This is a genomic window from Sorangium sp. So ce185 (genome assembly GCF_051526825.1).
Taxonomy (GTDB): domain Bacteria; phylum Myxococcota_A; class Polyangia; order Polyangiales; family Polyangiaceae; genus Sorangium; species Sorangium cellulosum_D.
The window spans coordinates 4,972,388-4,990,465 of record NZ_CP150316.1 but is presented as its reverse complement, the minus strand read 5'-3'; the positions used below and the strand labels follow the sequence as shown (position 1 = coordinate 4,990,465).

Annotated in this window: 12 protein-coding genes; 4 read left to right on the top strand and 8 right to left on the bottom strand. The window is 72.7% G+C overall.

The genetic code is table 11. The features are described 5' to 3' along the window. The first annotated feature begins 19 nt into the window (after positions 1-19). Complete coding sequence (locus WMF26_RS18340) at positions 20-2,113, top strand: alpha-amylase family glycosyl hydrolase (protein ID WP_438001363.1); 2,094 nt, start codon at positions 20-22, stop codon at positions 2,111-2,113. A gap of 199 nt (positions 2,114-2,312) precedes the next feature. After that, the gene (locus WMF26_RS18335) at positions 2,313-2,987 is read left to right on the top strand and encodes an O-methyltransferase (RefSeq protein WP_438001362.1); all 675 of its coding nucleotides are present in this window, start codon (positions 2,313-2,315) and stop codon (positions 2,985-2,987) included. A 521-nt stretch (positions 2,988-3,508) separates the two neighbouring features. Here WMF26_RS18335 and WMF26_RS18330 read toward each other — a convergent pair. The 4 genes from WMF26_RS18330 to WMF26_RS18315 all read right to left on the bottom strand — a co-directional run bounded on the left by WMF26_RS18330 (position 3,509) and on the right by WMF26_RS18315 (position 7,453). Beyond that, positions 3,509-3,919: a VOC family protein gene (locus tag WMF26_RS18330; RefSeq protein ID WP_129575499.1), complete on the bottom strand. Its 411-nt coding sequence runs from the start codon at positions 3,917-3,919 to the stop codon at positions 3,509-3,511. 821 nt (positions 3,920-4,740) lie between these two features. Then, positions 4,741-5,316, bottom strand: coding sequence for a c-type cytochrome (locus WMF26_RS18325; RefSeq protein ID WP_438001361.1), 576 nt, complete (start codon positions 5,314-5,316; stop codon positions 4,741-4,743). Positions 5,317-5,575: 259 nt separating this feature from the next. Further along, positions 5,576-6,553 (bottom strand): TauD/TfdA dioxygenase family protein, encoded by a 978-nt coding sequence (locus WMF26_RS18320; protein WP_438001360.1) that lies wholly within the window; start codon positions 6,551-6,553, stop codon positions 5,576-5,578. 84 nt (positions 6,554-6,637) lie between these two features. Beyond that, positions 6,638-7,453: a class I SAM-dependent methyltransferase gene (locus tag WMF26_RS18315; protein WP_438001359.1), complete on the bottom strand. Its 816-nt coding sequence runs from the start codon at positions 7,451-7,453 to the stop codon at positions 6,638-6,640. 525 nt (positions 7,454-7,978) lie between these two features. Between WMF26_RS18315 and WMF26_RS18310 the strand changes: the two genes are divergently transcribed. Continuing rightward, positions 7,979-9,142: a hypothetical protein gene (locus WMF26_RS18310; RefSeq protein WP_438001358.1), complete on the top strand. Its 1,164-nt coding sequence runs from the start codon at positions 7,979-7,981 to the stop codon at positions 9,140-9,142. A gap of 45 nt (positions 9,143-9,187) precedes the next feature. Here the strand turns inward: WMF26_RS18310 and WMF26_RS18305 are convergent, their stop codons facing one another. Beyond that, positions 9,188-12,154 carry a LamG-like jellyroll fold domain-containing protein gene (locus WMF26_RS18305; RefSeq protein WP_438001357.1) on the bottom strand — a complete coding sequence of 989 codons (2,967 nt, stop codon included), beginning with the start codon at positions 12,152-12,154 and terminating at the stop codon, positions 9,188-9,190. Positions 12,155-12,463: 309 nt separating this feature from the next. Here WMF26_RS18305 and WMF26_RS18300 point away from each other — a divergent pair, with 309 nt between their 5' ends. Next, positions 12,464-13,540, top strand: coding sequence for an AraC family transcriptional regulator ligand-binding domain-containing protein (locus WMF26_RS18300; protein ID WP_437338287.1), 1,077 nt, complete (start codon positions 12,464-12,466; stop codon positions 13,538-13,540). A gap of 11 nt (positions 13,541-13,551) precedes the next feature. On the opposite strand, the gene WMF26_RS18295 is transcribed toward WMF26_RS18300, so the two are convergent. The 3 genes from WMF26_RS18295 to WMF26_RS18285 all read right to left on the bottom strand — a co-directional run bounded on the left by WMF26_RS18295 (position 13,552) and on the right by WMF26_RS18285 (position 17,842). Beyond that, positions 13,552-15,591 (bottom strand): rhamnogalacturonan lyase, encoded by a 2,040-nt coding sequence (locus WMF26_RS18295; protein WP_438001356.1) that lies wholly within the window; start codon positions 15,589-15,591, stop codon positions 13,552-13,554. Between the two features lie 257 nt (positions 15,592-15,848). After that, on the bottom strand, positions 15,849-16,184 hold the full coding sequence (locus WMF26_RS18290; RefSeq protein WP_437320568.1) for a 4Fe-4S binding protein: 336 nt from the start codon (positions 16,182-16,184) through the stop codon (positions 15,849-15,851). After that, entirely contained in the window at positions 16,181-17,842 is a 1,662-nt protein-coding gene (locus tag WMF26_RS18285; RefSeq protein WP_437947416.1) for an FAD-binding protein, read from the bottom strand. Before WMF26_RS18285 ends, WMF26_RS18290 begins: the two co-directional genes overlap by 4 nt. Positions 17,843-18,078 lie beyond the last annotated feature (236 nt).

Below are 18,078 nucleotides of genomic sequence, written 5' to 3'. Positions count from 1 at the left end.
CCGCTCGCCGCGCAGCCCCATGTCGACTCGCCTCCTTCGCTCGCCCGCCGCCCCCTCCCCCGGTGCAGCCCCCTCCTCGCCGGCCGTCGCGATCGCGATCGACCCGCGCGCGGGCGTCCGGCGGCGGCCCGCGCCGGCCCCGGCGCGGCGCCCGCGGGCGCTCGCCGCGGTCGCAGGGATCGTCGCGCTGCTCTCCGCCGCGCCCGCGTGCGAGTCGGCCGCCACCTCCGCGCCGCCGCGCCCGTCCGGGGCCGCGGACGCCCGGCTGGAGCTGCACGCCGACGACGCCGAGGTGTGGGCCTTCAGCGCGCGCATCCAGGGCGCCCTCGCCGGGCCGGGGACGCTGGAGGACTGCGCGATCCAGGTAGGCGGCGACGTCCACCCCGCCGCGATCGAGCAGCAGCGGCGCTTCGCGGCGGACGTGCCGCTGCTCGAGGGCGAGAACGAGATCGCCGCGCGCTGCCGCGCGACGGGCGCGGGCGAGCTGGTCACGCCGCCCGTCACCTACCGCGTCCGGCTGGAGGACGCGCCCCGGGCCCGCGCCCGCGCGGCGCGGGCCGGCGACCGGCTCGTCCTCGACGCTACGGGCAGCGAGCCGAGCGAGCGCTCGGGCGCCGAGCTCGTCGCCTTCGCGTGGTCCCGGCCGCGCGGCGACGGGACCGCCGAGCGCCTCGGGCAGGGCGCCCGCATCGAGGTGCCGGCGCCGGACGCCGCCGGGCGCGCCACGATCGAGCTCACGGTGCGCGACGCGCGCGGCCGCAGCGACACCGCGCGCGTCGCGCCGCCGCTCGATGCGCCCCCCGGCGCGAGCGCGCCGTCGTGGATCGACGACGCGGTCCTCTACGGCGTCGTGCCGCCCTTCTTCGGCGATCCCCCGCTCCGGAGCGTGCGCGCCGCCCTCCCCGCGCTCGAGCGGCTCGGCGTCACGGCGCTGTGGCTGTCTCCGATCTTCGCCGCGCCCGAGGGCGACTTCGGGTACGCCGTCACGGACTACTTCAGCGTGCGCCCCGACTACGGAGCGGAGCAGGACCTGCGCGAGCTCGTCGACGACGCGCACCGGCGCGGCCTGCGCGTGCTGCTCGACCTCGTGCCGAACCACACCTCGATCGAGCACCCGTATTTCCAGCAAGCCGAGCGGCAGGGGAGCCGCGCCCACACCTTCGCGTTCTACGATCGCGACGCCGGCGGCGAGCCCACCCATTACTTCGACTGGGAGCACCTGCCGAACCTCAACTACGACAACGCCGAGGTGGCGCGCTGGATGCTCGAGGTGTCGCTGCGCTGGGTGAAGCGCTTCGGCGTCGACGGCTATCGCGTCGACGCCGCGTGGGGCATCCAGGAGCGGCGGAGCGAGCTCTGGTCCTCGTGGGCCGCCGAGCTCCGGCGCGTGCGCCCGGATCTCGCGCTGATCGCCGAGGCCTCGGCGCGCGACCCGTACTACCTGCAGAGCGGGTTCGACGCGGCGTACGACTGGACCGAGGAGCTCGGGCGGTGGGCGTGGAGCGGCGTGTTCGACGCGCCGCGCGGCATCGCGGCCCGGCTGGGCGCGGCGCTGGCCGCCACCGAGGCGCGCGCCGCGCGCCCCGAGCGCACGCTGAGGTTCATCAACAACAACGACACCGGGGCCCGCTTCATCACGCGCCACGGGCCGGGTCTGACGCGCGTCGCCGCGGCGGCGCTGCTGACGCTGCCGGGCATCCCGTGCCTCTACGCGTTCGACGAGCTCGGCGCCGAGTACGAGCCTTACGGCGGCCTCGCCCCGGTCTCGCGGCCTCCGCGCGGGCCGCTGACCCGGCGCTACGAGCAGCTGATCCGGCTCAGGCGCTCCCTCGCGGCGCTCCGGTCGCCGGGGCTCGTCGTCGTGCATGCCGGGCAGGACGACGAGGTCTTCGCCTACGTCAGGCACGGCGACGACGCGTCGCGCTTCGCGCTCGTGGTCCTGAATTTCAGCGAGCGACCGGCGAAGCAGCGGCTCGCCGTCCCGGCGCCGTTCGCCGCCCACGCGCGCGGCGGCCTGCGCGACGCCCTGGGCGGCGCCGGCGCGCACCTCCAGGCGGGCTCCGTCGCGCTGGACCTCGGGCCCTGGGACGCCCGCGTCCTCGTGCCGCGCTAGATCGAGCCCGCGCAGCGGCGCGGGCGATGTGCCCGCCGCCGACATCTGTTATAACGGACAAACATCCAACGATTAGGCTGGCGGCGAGGTGTCCTCGTTGGGGCGCTCGTTGCCTTGATGTCTGTCAATCGAACCACAAGAAGCTCGGCTCACCCGTGCGCGGCGATCCGGGGTCGCCGCGACGTGAGGAGGATCACTCATGGCTCAGGAGCAATGGTCAGCTGTCGATCGCTACATCACCGATCTGCTCGTGCCGCCCGACGCCGCGCTGGACGCGGCGCTCGAGGCGAGCGCCGCGGCCGGCCTGCCGCCGATCAACGTCGCGCCGAACCAGGGCAAGCTGCTGAATCTCCTGGCGCGGATCCATGGGGCGCGGACCATCCTGGAGATCGGCACGCTCGGGGGGTACAGCACCATCTGGCTCGCGCGGGCGCTGCCCGCCGGCGGCCGCTTGATCACGCTGGAGTCGGAGCCGAAGCACGCCGAGGTCGCCCGCGCGAACCTCGATCGCGCCGGGGTGGCCGACCGCGTCGAGCTGCGGCTCGGGCGGGCGCTCGACACGCTGCCGAAGCTCGCCGCGGAGGGCCGCGGCCCGTTCGACCTCATCTTCATCGACGCCGACAAGCCGAGCAACCCCGACTACTTCGCGTGGGCGCTCAAGCTCTCCCGCCGCCGCAGCGTCATCGTTGTCGACAACGTCGTGCGCAGAGGGGCGGTGGTCGACCCCGAGAGCGCGGACCCCAACGTCCAGGGGGTGCGCCGCCTCTACGAGCTGCTCGCCGCCGAGCGGCGCGTGAGCGCGACGGCGATCCAGACGGTGGGCACCAAGGGGTACGACGGCCTCGCCATCGCCCTCGTCACCGCCGACCCGTGACCCGCAGCGGCCGGGCGGCCTGCCGGGCGCTCCCCGCGCCGGAGGACAAAAAACAGAGCGCCCGCTCGACGGTGGGGGGGGGAAACCGTCACGGGCGCTCTGCCGTGCACCTCTAGCAGGACACGGGCCAGGGGATCGCCGTAGGTCTTTCGAGCGTTTACCCATCGGGTTTTCCCCGAGGCTTTCGTTCCTGAGATCGCTGCGTGCAAAGGTGGCAGCTGCTCGGCTCTCCGGCGGCCACCGAGGCCGGTACCGATCGGCGAGCCGCGCCGCCTGCTCGCCGGCGGACGACCCGGGGCCCGAGCAGCCCGGCGGCCTTCGCCGCGTCGACGAGGAGGATCGACGCCGCGTGCGCGTCGATGAGGCGCACCCCGCCCGGTCGTGTGAGCTCCGGAGTTCGCAGATCGTGAGAGGCGTTGCCTGGATCGATGAGCTCGGAGGCGATCGTCCCCGAGCTCATCGTGACCATCGCTCGTGCATTCCCGAAGAGAAGAACTGGTGTCGAATCCCCCGGCTCTCGCTCAGCCGGGCGTGGCGATCTCGTCGTAGCCGCGGCCGCTGAACTGAAGCAGGCAAACGCCGTGGCCGAACGGATCGGCCAGGCGGAGCATGCGCCCCCACGCGGCCACCTCGACGTCGGCCTCGGGGACCGCGCCCGCCTCCTGCGCCCGACGCGCGGCGGCCTCGAGATCGTCGACGACGAAATCGAGATGGACCGGCGTCCAGTGGCGCCGGTAGTCGCGCGCGGGCGCGCCGGCCGCAGGCGCGCTGCCGGCCGGCTTCTCCAGGAGATAGATGGGCGCGGCCGCGCCGAGGAGCTCGACGAAGGCGCCGCCGAAGCGCCGCCCGACGCGCAGGCCGAACGCGCGGGTGTAGAAGGCGATGGCCGGCTCGATCGCCGGCACATCGATGTTCACGAGCAGGTCGGACATGCGGTCACTCTAGCGACGGGGCGCGCCGCGGCGCAACGCGGGCATCGAGGAGCAGGTGAGCCGCGGTGACGACGAGCTGCGCGAGGCGGCGCGGCGCGGGTACCGCGAGCGCTTCGGGGTGGATCTACAGGAGCCGGTGCGGGAGTGACCGTCGCGGGGCCGGGCGGGCAGCGCCGGGGACCGGAAACGGTCTCCCGGGGAAGCTCAGCTGCCTCCTCGACACCGGAAACGGTCTCCCGGGGAAGCTCAGCTGCCTCCTCGACACCGGAAACGGTCTCCTCCGGGCAGTTCAGCTATCTCCTCGACACCGGAAACGGTCTCCTCCGTGTAGCTCAGCTATCTCCTCGACACCGGAAACGGTCTCCCGGGGAAGCTCAGCTGCCTCCTCGACACCGGAAACGGTCTCCCGGGGAAGCTCAGCTGCCTCCTCGACACCGGAAACGGCCTCCTCGGGGCAGAGCACACTTGCTCAACGCCCCCTGTAGAGGTCCCCGCCTCGCTGGACGCGCGTCCTCCGTTTCCTCGACGAGCGCGCGTCGCTCGCCGACGTGCTCGCCATCGTGGCCTCGCTGTCCAAGCTCCCGTTCCTGCGCGCGCCGGCCGGCTGGCTGGGCACGCGCCTCGGCCTCGTGCCGCCCGCGCGGCAGCTGCGCGCGTGAGATCGCCCCGCCCCACCGCCAACAACGCCCGCAAACGTTGCGCCGCGCGCGCCGCATCCGAGCTCGGACGGCTCGTCCCGGGACCATCGCCGCGGAGCCCGCCGGCGCGCTGGCGCGCGTCGCTCGAGCCGCGGCGCGCCCGTCGTCGCCGGCCTGCGCGCTTCAGCGCAGGACCGGAGTCTCCCGCGCCGCCGAGAGCGCCGCGCCGCCGGCCCACGGCTCCATCCGGTCTCCCAGCGAGGCGCGCACCCTCGCAACGTCGTCCTTCGTGATCGCCGGCGCGCTGTTCCCCCAGCTCGATCGCACATAGGTGAGCACCAGCGCGATCTCCTCGTCCGACAGGTTCACGCCGAAGTTGGGCATCACGTCGTTGTACTGCACGCCGTTCACCTCCATCGGCCCGGCGGCGCCGAGCAGCGTGATCCGGATCGGCGTCTCCTTGTCCTCGAGCAGCCATGACGCGCCGACGAGGGGCGGATACCGGCCAGGCTTCCCCTCCCCCCTCGCCTGATGACACCCGGTGCACGAGCGGTAATAGATCTTGCCCCCCTGGGCGAGATCCTCGTCCGCGACGCCGGAGGCCGCCTCGCCGCGCCCCGGGGCCCGGGCCTCCAGCTTCCGCAGCACCATCCACGGCAGCGCGAGCACGCCGAAGGCCACGATCAGCATGATCACCACGACGTGCGCGGTGCTCGCCTCTCCGTCTCGAGCGTCATCACGCTTGCCTGCTTCACCCACGGGGCACTCCTCCGCCGCAGATGAAGCGCAGGCGATCCCCGCCGTCAAGGACCCGCCCGGCGGCCGCCGTCGACGCCGGCGCTGCGCCCCGGAAAGCTGGGTCTCCATGGAGCCGCGTGTCGGGATCTACGTCGGCCGGGAGCTCGGGGCGTACGGTTGCTCGGGACCGGCGAGCTGACGGGCCGGTAGCGCCGCCGCTCGCGACGAGCTCCGTGCGTCAGCGATCCCTCGTGGGATCTCTGACGCACGGAGCTGGGCACTACGCCGTCGCAGCCGCCACAGAGGCGCCCGCGCCGCCGGCGCTCTCGCTCCTCGCCGCGGCGGCGCGCGGCGCCTTCTTGCGGGTGACGCTGCGCTTGCCGTCGATGCTGACGGGCACGTCGCCGTCGACCGTTACCCGGCGCACCACGCGGAGCTGATCGCCGTAGTCGTTGATCGCGTAGTGCTGGGTGGCGCGGTTGTCCCAGATGGCCACGTCGCCGGCGGCCCACCGCCAGCGGACCGTGTTCTCGAGGCGCGTCACGTGGTCCTGGAGCACCTGGAAGAGGTGCGCCGAGTCGGACGACGAGACGCCGACGAGCCTCTTGATGAAGTGACCGAGCACGAGCGAGCGCTCCCCGGTCTCCGGGTGGACGCGCACCACGGGGTGCTCGGTCTCGTACACGGTCGACGTGAACACCTCCTGAAAGCGCCGCACGTCGTCCGTCGACGCTTGCGGCTTTCGCGCCTGGTAGTCGTACTCGTTGCTGTGCACGGCCCACAGCTTGTCGGCGAGCTCGCGCAGCGCGGGCGGCAGATCCTCGTACGCCGCGACCGTGTTGGCCCAGACGGTATCGCCGCCGTACGCCGGGATCACGAGCGCGCGGAGGATCGACGCCTTCGGGTAGGCGTCGACGAACGTGACGTCGGTGTGCCAGGAGTTCGCGCGGCCGCCGTACCGCGAGTCGAGCTCATGGATGTAGCCGGTGCCCTGGACGACGGGCACCGTCGGGTGCGCGACGGGCGCGCCGTCGAAGATCGCGGTGAGCTTCTCCTGGGCGGCGTCGTCGAGGTGGTGCTGGTTGCGGAAGAAGATCACCTTGTAACGCAGCCAGGCCTTCCGGATCTCGCTCACCGTCGTGGCGTCGAGATCGGCGGAGAGGCGCACGCCGCGCACCTCTGCGCCGATCCGGCCGGCGACGGGCACGATCTCGAGGACATTGCTGCCATTGCTGCTCTGGTTCGTCGTGGCGCTCATGCGGAGTTTTCCTTGTGGTTGTGTCAGCCGAAAAGCATCGTGGGGTGGCGTCGCGCTCGGGTGCCGGCGGACCGGCCCCCCGGGTCAGTGCGACGCCGGCTTGTGCGCGATCGCGAACAGCCGCTTGCCCTCGAGGCGGATCCCCTCGGGCGTCCGGAAGGCCTCGAGCTCGCGCTTGATGTCCTCGACGGCCTGGACGCGCAGCGACTCCGGCAGGTGGCCGAGGAAGTTGCCGAACGAGCTCGCCTGCGAGAAGGCGATCGCGGCGCTCGCGTCCGGCTGGTGGTTCACGTTCTCCTGGGCCTCGATCTTCTGCACGGAGAAGCCGGCGCCGCCGAGCAGGCCGGCGAGCTCCTCGGCGGTCACCCAGTGCGGCGTGCCGGCCAGCGACTCCGGGTAGCGCGCGTAGGGCTCGCGCGAGAGCACCTGCCGCTTGATGGCCTGCAGCCGGTTCGGCTGGTCCTTCGCGCCCGTGGTGAGCCCGACGCGCCCGCCCGGCTTGAGCAGGCGGTGGATCTGCCGCAGCGGCTCGGTCTTGTCGGGGAGCCAGTGGAAGACGGCGTTGAGGTACACGACATCGAAGCTGCCCGACGGGAGCCCGTCGAGCGCGTAGGCGTTGCCGACCTGGAACGAGAGGTTCGCCCTCGCCTTGCGCTGGGCGATCTCCACGCGCAGCGGCAGCGGATCGATCCCGAGCACCTGGCCCGTCGGCCCGACGATGCCCGCGACGTGCTCCGCCAGCAGCCCGGTGCCGCTCCCGATATCGAGCACGCGCTCGCCCGCGCGAACGCCGAGCTCGGCGATCAGCCGCTGGCCGTGGCGGAACTGCCGCTCGGCGCTGCGTGCCTCGTAGTCCTGTGCGAGCTGCGGCGTATCGAAGACGAGACTGAGTCCACTCATGCGAAGGCTCCGGGAAAGAGAGGTTGCCGGGGCGCTCTCGGCAGGGCGACGCCCTCGTCCGCGACCGTCCACCCCGGCGGCGATCGCACGTCGCACGCGCCGTGCCATGCGTTTCCCCGCGCTCCCGCGGGCCCCCGCCCGCCCGGTGCTGCGTCGCGAGCACGCCGCCAGCACCTCGTGCTGCTCTGGCCGCACCTCGCCCGCCGCGAGCGCGTGGCGCGAGGGCGCGCCGCGAGCGCGCAGCGGACAGACCACAACCGTACATCCCCCCTGGACCGTTTCGCGCCTGAAGGCGCGCCGTACAGCAGCAGTGGACACTCGAAGGTTCATTTTTTCACTGGAGCTCCCTTTCGGCATCAGGCGCCATCGAACGAGCTCTGCTCGGCGCACATCATCGGTCGGCGCGTGCACGTTCACATGGCCGGATGACGCGCGCGGGGCGATGCGACGCGGCGCGGAGTCGGTGAATCCACGTTCCCCGGCGCTCCATTCCTGTGGCACCATGAGCGCATGCTTCATGATGTCGTGAGGAAAGGTTCTGTTGCCGGCGCGCTGCTGGTGGCGATGGGGTGTAGCTCGGGCGGCGGCGATCCGCCGCCCGGGGGCCAGGCGGGGGGGCCGGGCGTGTCGATGCCGGAGGTCGACGCCGGGCCGGACGGCTCGGACGAGCCGGCGTGTGTCGAATACACGATGCCGACCGATGTGGACTGCGCGGCGCCGCTCGACGGCGTGCTGCCGGTGGACCTGCGCTGTACCGGCCTCTACGGGGACTTCGACAAGCGCGAGCTCGCGTGCGGCGTGCTCGAGTACAAGCCTGCGATGGAGCTCTGGAGCGACGGCGCCGCCAAGCGGCGCTTCGTCTCGATCCCGAAGGGCCAGCGGGTGGACGTGAGCAATCCGGACGCGTTCGTGTATCCCGAGGGGACGCAGTTCTGGAAGGAGTTCCGCGTGAAGGGCGCGGACGGCGCGCTGCGCATGGCCGAGACGCGCCTCCTGCGCAAGATGGCCGCCGGCTGGGTCTACACGAGCTATGTCTGGTCCGAGGACGAGCGGCAGGCGATCCAGATGCAGAACGACTTCGGCGTGCCCGATCTCTACGGCACCGGCCACATGGTGCCGACGCGGGATCAATGCAAGGAGTGCCACGTCGGGCGCGCCGATTTCGTCCTCGGCTGGGACGCGCTGATGCTCGGCCCTGGCGCCGAGGGGGTCACGCGCGAGTCGCTGGTCGCGCTCGGCGTGATCGAGGACGCGAGCCCGCTCGCCCTGACGATCCCCGGCGACGAGGTGGAGCGCCAGGCGCTCGGCTACCTGCACGCGAACTGCGGCGTGAGCTGCCACAACGACCTGCCCGAGTCGGCGGCCCACGATACGGGCCTGTACCTGCGGCTCGAGGCGAGCGAGCTGGGCAGCGTGGCCGCGACGGACGCCGTCCGGACGGGCATGAACAAGCGCCCGGCGGAGAACGCGAAGTACGAGGGGCTGAAGAACCCGGACCCGGCCAACTGGTACGACATCCGTCCTGGCGATCCGTCGCGCAGCCTGCTTGTCGCCCGCCAGGAGCTCCGCGGCTTCGAGGGGCAGATGCCGCGCATCGCGACCCGCCAGGTCGACGACACCGGCCTGCAGCTGGTCACGCAGTGGATTCAAGGGATGACCGAGCCGAACTACCCGCCCCCCGGGCCGTAGGCCCCGCCGCCCGCGGCCAGCGCGCGGCGGGCGCCCGCCCCCGGGTCAGCGCAGCGGCCTCGGCAACCCGGCGATGTACTCCGATTTTTCCCACGTCCTGATGAACGTCTCGGCCGACTGATCGCGCAGCGCGCTCAGGTACTCCGGCCGCAGGCCCACGGCCTCGAGATCGTCGTGCAGCTGCGCGATGAGGCCGTGGTGGGCGTAGCCGCGGGTGTGGAAGTACGCCCAGTCCTTCTCGTCTTGCGTGCTGTAATGGGTCAGGTTCGGGTCGACCGACGGAATGCACGAATCGATGCTCGACAGGGGTTGCGCCAGGCAACCCGCGCACTCACCCAGATCGCCCGGCCGCTGCAAGCACTGCTCGACGGAGTTGCCATTGCACCAGTCGCCGCGATCGGTGGTGTATCCGAGCCGCGGGGCGACCCCCTGTCCGAGGCCCTGGAAGTCGCCTGCCCACGCGACGCGCTTCCCCGCCAGGTCGGCCGCGTACGCCACGCTCTGGGCCAGCGACCGCGTCGAGCGGGCGCAGGAGTTCTCGACGCCCGAGCTCGGGTAGTCGAGCGCGACGTCGCCGCCCGTGAAATGGCCCGCGAAGCCCTCGGTCTCGGCGATCATCTGCAGGGCGTCGTCGCCCAGCTTGCCCTCCCAGCCGGCGCTGCCGTCGGCGCTGATCCGCCGGGCGTAGACGTGGCTCGCGACGAGCGGGTAGCCGTAGCGCGCCGACGACAGCGCATACACGTCCTCGATCGCCTGCTCGGAGATGTGCCCGATCTCGAGCAGCATGCCCTTGTCCATCATGCGGTCCACGACCTGCGCGCCCTCGTAGGTCAGCCCGAGCACGTTCTTGCTCACCGCGACGGGCGCGTCGGTGATCGTCGCGTCGACCCCGGGCATGACGCCGCCGCCCGGGTACACCTTGAAGCCGTCCCAAGCGCCGGCGTTGAGGAAGCGCTCGGCTATCTTGAGCGAGCAGAGCTCTTCGTAGCTCGTCGCGTGCGCGGGCGAGCAGCCGAGCTGGTTGCTCTGGTCGACGGCGAAGGGGTGCTCGGGGTCGGTCGCGAACGGGTTGTTCGGGTCGGTCTGGCACTGCACGTTGTGCAAGAAGCAGTTGAGAAATGACTGCTGCGCGGCGAACTGGGGCACGTAGATGGCCGTGCCGGCGATGCGCGTGTTGAGCGAGTGCGCGAGGAAGGCCGTGCGGGCCCCGAGGTCGTGGTAATATTCGAGGCGGTCGACCGGGCTGTCGTACGGGGCCCACGCGTAGTCGGCCTCGATGCCGATCACCATCGCCATCTTGCCCTCGTTGATGATGCGGCGGGCGTCGGCCGCCGAATAGGCGATCTCGAGAAAGTCAGCGTGGTTGCTGGCGAGCGCCTTCAAGAACTGGATCTGCCTGACGATGCTCTGGAGCGAGTCGGCCATGTCGCACTCGAACCCTTCCTGCCGAAAGGGGTTGGTACCGACGCCGTTGCGCACGAGCGAGCAGAGCGGGTAGTTCTCGACCGCCTGGGCCACGATGAGCTTGAGGCCGCCCTCGAGGGCGCGGCGCAGGTAGCCGTGCCAGTAGCGGGGATGGGCGTTGGTGTCCCATTTGGGCCACTCGAGGTAGTCATGCTCGGGGTCGCCCGTGTGGCCGTCGGTCCGCTTGTAGTAGCAGTCGCCGAGCCCGCCGCCGTGGCAGCAGGTGTCGACGCCCAGGAGGTTCGCGAAGCCGACGTCGCAGATGCCGGCGGCGCCGGCATGCGTGTGGCCCGAGCCGTCGCAGCTCTGCATCGCCTCGGCCTCGTCGCCCTCGACCGAGCCCCAGAACCACTTGCCGCTGAAGGCGAGCTCGGAGGCGACGTGCTCGTGGGTGGCGGCGGCCCCGATCACCGGGTCGCCCGTCGTTGGCACGTCGTCGAGGGTCACGTGATCGATCGCTCCCTCGGTCAGGCGAAGGCGGTCGATGTCGGGCGCGGGCCGGCCCGAGCTCGAGAAGGCGATGGAGTTGGGTCCGGCGTCGAGGTCGACGCGCAGCACCCGCGTGGTCGGCGTGTAGAAGTCGCCGTCGGTGAAGGGCACGAACGTCGGCGGCCGGTCGTTGACGCTCACCACCGCTTCGCCCTCGTAGCCGAGCCAGTCCACCTCGAGCAGGTAGCGCCCGGCGGTCGGGGCCATGACGCCCTCGAAGCGCAGCGACGCGTCGTAGCCGATGCCCCGGACGACGGCGCCGCCCGAGCAGGACCCGCAGTTGAAGTCGTCGACGTAGAGCCCGTCCAGACCGTTCGACGGCGCCTCGGCCTCATAGACCGCGGGCAGCGCCCACGGCGGGGGCGGGGGCGAGTTTGCGACGGCGGAGACCTCGCCGGCGCTGAGGGCGCGGTCGTAGAAGAGCACCTCGTCGATCGAGCCCTCGAAGCCGTCCCACGACGGGTGGTTGCCGATGACGATGGGCCGGCTCGACGCCTGCGGCGTGCCGCTGGCGGGCTTCCACGCGGCGAGCACGCCGTCGACGTAGAGCGCGATCCGGCTGCCGTCGTACGACCCCGTGACGTGCGCCCACCGGCCCGCCACCGCCGGCGCGGTGACCGAGACCGTGGTGCCCCACTGCCCGCCCGGGAACGTCACGGCGAACATGAACCTGTCCCCGAGGAACCACAGGCCCCACACGTCGGGGCTCCACCAGCGGTTCACGATCGCGCCCGGCCCCGCGGGCTTCACCCAGGCGGCGACCGTGAACCTGGGCGCGGCGAAGGCCGAGGCGCTCGAGACCTCGGCCCGGCTGTCGGGGGCGCCGTCGAAGACGGCTCCCCCGTCGTAGCGCCCGTCGCCGCAAAGGGCGGTGCCGTGGAGCTGGGCGTGGTGGGGCGGCGCGCCCTGATCGACGACCTGGCCCCCCGCGCAGGCGTCGAAGCTCCAGTGCCCGAACGGCCTGGGCGCCGACACGCCCTGCGCCGCGGCGGTGCTGGGCGCGGCCGCGGCCGCGAAGAGCGCGAGCACCCGGGGTAAAATGACTGTTCGACGAACCATCTTAGCCTCCTTCGATACGAACCCGAGACCACCGAGACCCGCCCCGACGCCGGCGCCGCCCGCCGATCGCGCGCGACGCGCCCCGGCGCCAGCCCGCACGCCATGACCACGCCCTTCGCGCTCGGCGCGGCCAGGGCGCGCCCGGCGGACCCTTCGCGGCCCGTGCGCGGCGCCAGCTCGGGCCCGACCTGGCACGCGCGACCACGGGCAGGCCCATCGTGCGCCCGGGGTCCTTCGCCCTTCCAGTGGCATGAGCCGCCACCGCGTTGTCATTTGACGCCATGGCCCCGCGGGCGCGACCATGGCGGCGTGAAACGAGGTGCGCCCGGGCCCGCCGCTCGCCCCGCCCCGTACGCCGATTCGCCCCTCTATCGCTCGTTCGTCGTGCGCCCGGCGCTCTGGTGGGCGCAGGGGGCGGGCGCCGACGCGGTCGCGCTCGCCGCGCGCTTCGGCCTCGGGCCATCGGCGCTCGAGGACCGCATGAGCGAGATGCCGCTCGCCGCCTACCGCGACCTCGTCGACGCCTGCGCCGAGGCCGCGCGCGAGCCGTTCCTCGGCTTTCGCATCGCCACGTCGCTGCCGCGCGGCTACCTCGGCGTCTTCGAGCTGAGCGCCTCGTCGGCCCCCACCGCGGGCGAGGCCGCGGCGCGCTTCGTCAAATACCTGCCGCTCGTCAACAACGGGCTCTTGAGCGCCCGGCTCGATCGCGGGGGCGGCGAGGTCATCCTGCGCCAGTGGATCGACGGCGAGCCCCTCGCGCAGGGCCGGCACGGCAACGAGTTCATCCTGACCGCGATGCTGCGCCAGTCGCGCGAGTTCACCGGCCGGCACGTCGTGCCCCGCCTCGTGCGCCTCGCCCACCCCCGCCCGCCCGACGTCGGCGAGCTCGAGCGCTGGTTCGGCGCGGAGCTCTGCTTCGACAGCGGCGAGAACGCGCTCGTCGTCAGCGAGGCGGTCATGGCCCTGCCCCAGGTGGCCGCCGACGGCGCCCTGCTCGAGGTGCTCGACCAGCACGCCGCGCGCATGCTCGACGAGCGCGCCCAGCGCCCCGACGACTTCCTCGCCCGGGTGCGCCGCAGCGTCCGCGAGAACCTGACCCACTCCGAGGCGCTCTTGCCGCGCGTCGCGTCGCTCCTGTCGTCGAGCCCGCGCACGCTCCAGCGCGAGCTGACCGCGCGCGGCACCTCGTTCCGGCGCGTGGTCGACGAGGTGCGGGCCGAGGCCGCCCGCGCCTACGCCGCCGAGGGCGAGCTCGGCGTCGGCGAGATGGCCTTCCTGCTCGGGTACGCCGACACGCCGAGCTTCGTCCGCGCCTTCCGCCGCTGGACGGGCCAGACCGTCGGCGACTACCGGCGCGACGGCGCGCCCGCCGCGCCGCCGCGCTGAAGCTCAGCGCGTCAGCGGACGTGGATGTCCGGCTTCGGCACCGGGGCCATCCCCTCGCCGATGTGGAAGCTCGGGTGAGGCGGCTGGTTGTAGGCGCCGTTTTGCCACGAGATGGCCACGCGGTACTGCGGATCGTGCATCAGCGTGTGGATCCGGTTCTTCGCGACCTGGTTCGTCGTGAAGATGCGAATCGAGTCGCCGCAGCGGAAGATCACCTCCTCGCGCCAGTCGCCCAGGATGTCGGCGCTGAGCGTCGGGCTGCTCTTCGTGCCGTTGTTCGCGGCGCACCCGTTCGCCGTGAAGCCCTCGCCCTCGCCGTCGTACTGCTGGACTTTGTTGCTGTCGAGGAGCTCCCGGCTGAGATCCGCGTCCCACCAGATGAGGAAGTTGGACGACGAGGGGCGGTTCCCGGCGGCGCCTCCGTCCGAGCCGCGCAAGAGCTGGCTGTTGTTGACCCACGCCTCGCTCCCGGGGCTCCGCGGATCGATGTCCGCCGCCACGCCCCGGCCCGGGCCCTCCTCGCCGCCGTTGCCCGGCCCCTTCCAGATCACCTCGCACGTGCGGGCGTCGCGCATCGCGTACGCGGGCGACTCCCCGCCCTCGTACGGCATGAACACCTCGAGGCCGGGGCGCGACGGGATGTGATCCGTCACGTGCAGCGCGTCGCCGTGAGCGTAGTAGTCCACCGTGCACAGGCCCTTGCCGTCGTTGTCGAACGTCGCGCCGCCGTTGATGATCTCCTGCTGCGGATCGTCGTCCACGTTCGCCACGCTGATGGAATGGGCGCCCTTGCCGCCGTACGCCCCGTTTTCGCGGCTCGAGCTGGAGTCGAACGTCCAGAGGTTCGTGAGCGCGCCGTCGCGGTAGTTCCACGCCGACAGCGTGGTGCGCGCGTAGTAGCCCCGGCCGAACACCGCGCTCGGCCGGCCGGTGTCGTCGAGGAACGCGATCGTGCCCACGAAGCGGTCGACCCGGTTGCCGTAACACTCGTTGTTGCCCCAGCTGCACACGTCGCCGCGCCCCACCTTGAACTCCGTCGTCGCGAGCTCGGCGCCGGTCTCTCCGGAGAAGACGGTGAGATACTCCGGGCCGGTGAGGATGTACCCGTCGTTGTTGCGGTAATCCTTCGAATCGTCGTCGGCGGCCGCGGGCCCCAGGCTGAGCGGCTCGCCCCGGCCGTCGCGCGTCCCCGGCGCGGTCTTGACCGCCACCTCCGCCTTCCCGTCGCCGTCGAGATCGTAGACGAGGAACGGCGAATAGTGCGCCCCGGCCCGGATGTTCACGCCGAGATCGATCCGCCACAGCCGCTTGCCTTCGAGCGTGTACGCGTCCAGGTAGGTCTTGCCGGTGCGGCCAGCCTTCGAGTTGTCCTGGAGGTTCGACGGATCCCACTTGACGACGATCTCGTATCGCCCGTCGCCGTCCAGATCTCCCACGCTGCCGTCGCCGCTCGAGTACGTGTAGCCGTCCCCGGCCGGCGGCGGCGTCGTCGGGATGGACAGGGATCCATCCTTCCACACGGGCGCAGCCTCCGACTCGCCTTGCTCGACGCCGCCGACGACCGGACGCACCGTGTAGACCGAGCTCGGGGAGCCGCCGCGGTCCACGAAGTTCGTGGAGTCCGCGATCGGCGCGTCGTTGACCTTGGTGCCGTCGCGGTAGACGTTGAAGGCGATGTCGTCGGGGTCGTAGCCGAACAGGCGAAAGCCCACGTAGATCCCGCCGTCCGTGGGAATGGCCACGACGCCGCGGTCGAGGTCCTCCATCTGCGCGAACCCGGTCGGCGCCGGCGCGCCCCCGCCGCCGCCCGTGCCGGTGCCGGCGCCCGCGCCGCCGCTGCCCGACGCAGGACCGCCGCCGGAGCCCGTACCGGTCGCGTCGCCGCCGGAGGCCGTGCCGGTCGTGCCGCCGCCGGAGGCCGTGCCGGCCGCGTTGGCGCCGCCCGTGCCGGGGTCGCCGCCGCCGTCCCCGCCAGCGCCGGTTTCGCCTGAACCGCAGGCCACGAGCCCAGAAGCGAGCGAGAAACAGATCGAGAGAACAGGGCGCCTCATAAGCGTACCTCGCGTTGCCGCTCCTCCGCCGGTCGGCGGCTCGCCTCCCGGACCGTGAGCGGACGGTGATCGGATCGCTCGCCTAGGTTGCGACATCCGCGCAGAACCAGTCACCTGGAGCGCGCCGGCCGTGCGTTTTGTCGATGGACTGGAATTTTGAATACACCCAGGGCGGGCGCGGTCGTTCGAGGCCGGCGGGGCCGCCGATCCAGCCGGCGAAGCGCTCTCGCGGCAGGAGGGCTCGCGGCGGCGCGGCCTCAGCCCCGGCGCGCGGCCTCGAGGACGCGGAACGTCTGGTCGACCTCGGCGCCCGGCTTGCGCCGGCTCCCCCACCCGACCGCGGCCCGGTAGCTGCCGAGGAGCCCGGACGCCGAGAGCTGCTCCTCGTCGACCTGGACCGGCCGCTCGGCCTCCGGCGCCACGTAGAGCGCGTCCACCGGGCAATAGGCCTCACACATGAAGCACGTCTGGCAGTCGCGCTGCCGGGCGATCACCGGCGCGCCGCCCGGGACGCGATCGAACACGTTGGTGGGGCAGACCTCGACGCAGAGATCGCACCCGATGCACCGGGCATCGCTGACGAGCTCGATCATGGCGCGTGCGCCTCCGCCGGGGCCGGGCTGACCGATGCCGTCGGCGGCGACTCGGGGCGCACCCACACGCGATCGAGCCCGCCGGTGATCAGCCGCCGCTGCTGCGCCGGATCGAGCCCCGGGTGGTCCTTGTGCTTGTGCATCCCGCGCGTCTCGGTGCGCGCGCGCGCCGCGTTGAACATCCAGCGCGCCGTGGCCACCATCGCCGCGCCCTCGCGCGCCCGCACGACCTCGCGCACCTCCGCCCCCGGCCGGGCCTGCCGCACGTCGCGCCAGAGCGCGTCGAGCCGGTCGAGCGAGACCGCGAGCCCCCGCTCGGTGCGGAACAGGTTCTTGTCGTACGGGAACACCTCGTCCTGCACCGACCGGATCACCGCCTCCGCGTCGAGCTGCCGCGTCCCGCCCGCCGCCGGGAGCGCCGCGCCGCCGGCCCCCCGGGCGGCCCGCTGGCCGGCGCGGGCGCCGAGGCTGCGCGCGAACGCGGCGGCGCCCTCGCCGGCCCACTGCCCCGACGAGATGGCCCACGCGGCGTTGTGGCTGCCGCCGCCCGTGAAGCCGCCGCAGATGAGCTCTCGCGTGGCGGCGTCCCCGGCGGCGTAGAGCCCCGGCGTCGACGTGGCGCAGCTGTGGCTCGTGATGCGGATGCCGCCGGTGCCGCGCACGGTGCCCTCGAGCCGCAGCGTGACGGGGAACCGCTGCCGGAACGGGTCGATGCCGGCGCGGTCGAAGGGCAGGAAGAAGTTCGGCTGGGCCTTGCGCATCCAGGCCTCCAGCGCCTCGTCGGCCTTGTCGAGCTGGGCGTAGACCGGCTGCGTGAGCAGGGTCTCCGCGATCACGGAGCGGCCGCGCTGCGAGCCGGCGCCCTCGATGACGCGCCCGTCCTCGTAATAGAAGGTCGCCCAGTTGTAGAAGAGGGTCTTCGTGACCGACGCGAAGGCCGGGGCGATGGCGTAGGCGTTCGAGAACTCCATCCCCGACATCTCGGCGCCCGTCTCGGCGGCCATGAGGCCGCCGTCGCCCGTGAGCACGTTGGTGCCGAGGGCCTTGCTGAGGAACGCGCAGCCGCCGGTGGCGATGACCACGGCCCCGGCCTTCACCACCCAGCGCTGCCCGAGCTGCCGGCAGACGCCGGCCGCGCCGGCGACCACGCCGTCCGCGTCGACCAGGAGCTCGAGCGCGGGGCTGTGATCGAGGATGCGGACGCCCGCGAGCTTCACCTGCTTGCGCATGAGCCGCATGTACTCGGGCCCTTGCAGGCTGCGGCGGACGGGCTGCCCGCCGTCGTCGACCGGAAACGGATATCCCCGGGTCGCGAGGTCGTTCACGCTGGACCACGTCCGGTCGAGCACGCGGTCCATCCAGCCCCGGTCGGCGAGGTAGCCGCCGAGCCCTTCCCGGCTGGCCTTGGCGGCCTCGCGCGCCTCGGGGGTCGGGGGCACGTACCACACGCCGACCCCGGACGGCGCGGTGGCGCCGCTGCTGCCGCAATAGCCCTTGTCCGCGAGCACCACGCGCGCGCCCTGCGCCGCCGCGGCGAGCGCCGCCCACGTCCCGGCGGGCCCGCCGCCCAGCACCAGGACGTCGGCCTCCAGCGCCAGCGTGTCGCTCCCGTCGAGGACGCGCCCGACCTCTCCCTCTGGCTCCCGTACCTCGCTCATGATTGGACGACTCCCTTGCTCAGATCCGCTGCTCTGCCGAGCGCTCTGCCGAACGCCCGGCCCATCGCTCGGCCGAGCGCCCGGCCCACCGCTCTCGCGGAGGCTCGGCCGTTCTCTTTGGATTGCAGCCGACATGCCATGGCCCGTTTTTCCGCTGCGATCTCGCGGGCGGCGCCCTCCCGTTGCTGGCGGCGCACCAGGACCTGCTGCTCGGGTGCTGCTCCTCGCGCACCGGC

Excerpts from the sequence above, each read along its gene's own strand:
- WMF26_RS18340 (WP_438001363.1), top strand. The coding sequence starts at position 20 with ATGTCGACTCGCCTCCTTCGCTCGCCCGCCGCCCCCTCCCCCGGTGCA.
- WMF26_RS18335 (WP_438001362.1), top strand. The coding sequence starts at position 2,313 with ATGGCTCAGGAGCAATGGTCAGCTGTCGATCGCTACATCACCGATCTG.
- WMF26_RS18330 (WP_129575499.1), bottom strand. The coding sequence starts at position 3,919 with ATGTCCGACCTGCTCGTGAACATCGATGTGCCGGCGATCGAGCCGGCC.
- WMF26_RS18320 (WP_438001360.1), bottom strand. The coding sequence starts at position 6,553 with ATGAGCGCCACGACGAACCAGAGCAGCAATGGCAGCAATGTCCTCGAG.
- WMF26_RS18315 (WP_438001359.1), bottom strand. The coding sequence starts at position 7,453 with ATGAGTGGACTCAGTCTCGTCTTCGATACGCCGCAGCTCGCACAGGAC.
- WMF26_RS18305 (WP_438001357.1), bottom strand. The coding sequence starts at position 12,154 with ATGGTTCGTCGAACAGTCATTTTACCCCGGGTGCTCGCGCTCTTCGCG.
- WMF26_RS18295 (WP_438001356.1), bottom strand. The coding sequence starts at position 15,591 with ATGAGGCGCCCTGTTCTCTCGATCTGTTTCTCGCTCGCTTCTGGGCTC.
- WMF26_RS18290 (WP_437320568.1), bottom strand. The coding sequence starts at position 16,184 with ATGATCGAGCTCGTCAGCGATGCCCGGTGCATCGGGTGCGATCTCTGC.
- WMF26_RS18285 (WP_437947416.1), bottom strand. The coding sequence starts at position 17,842 with ATGAGCGAGGTACGGGAGCCAGAGGGAGAGGTCGGGCGCGTCCTCGAC.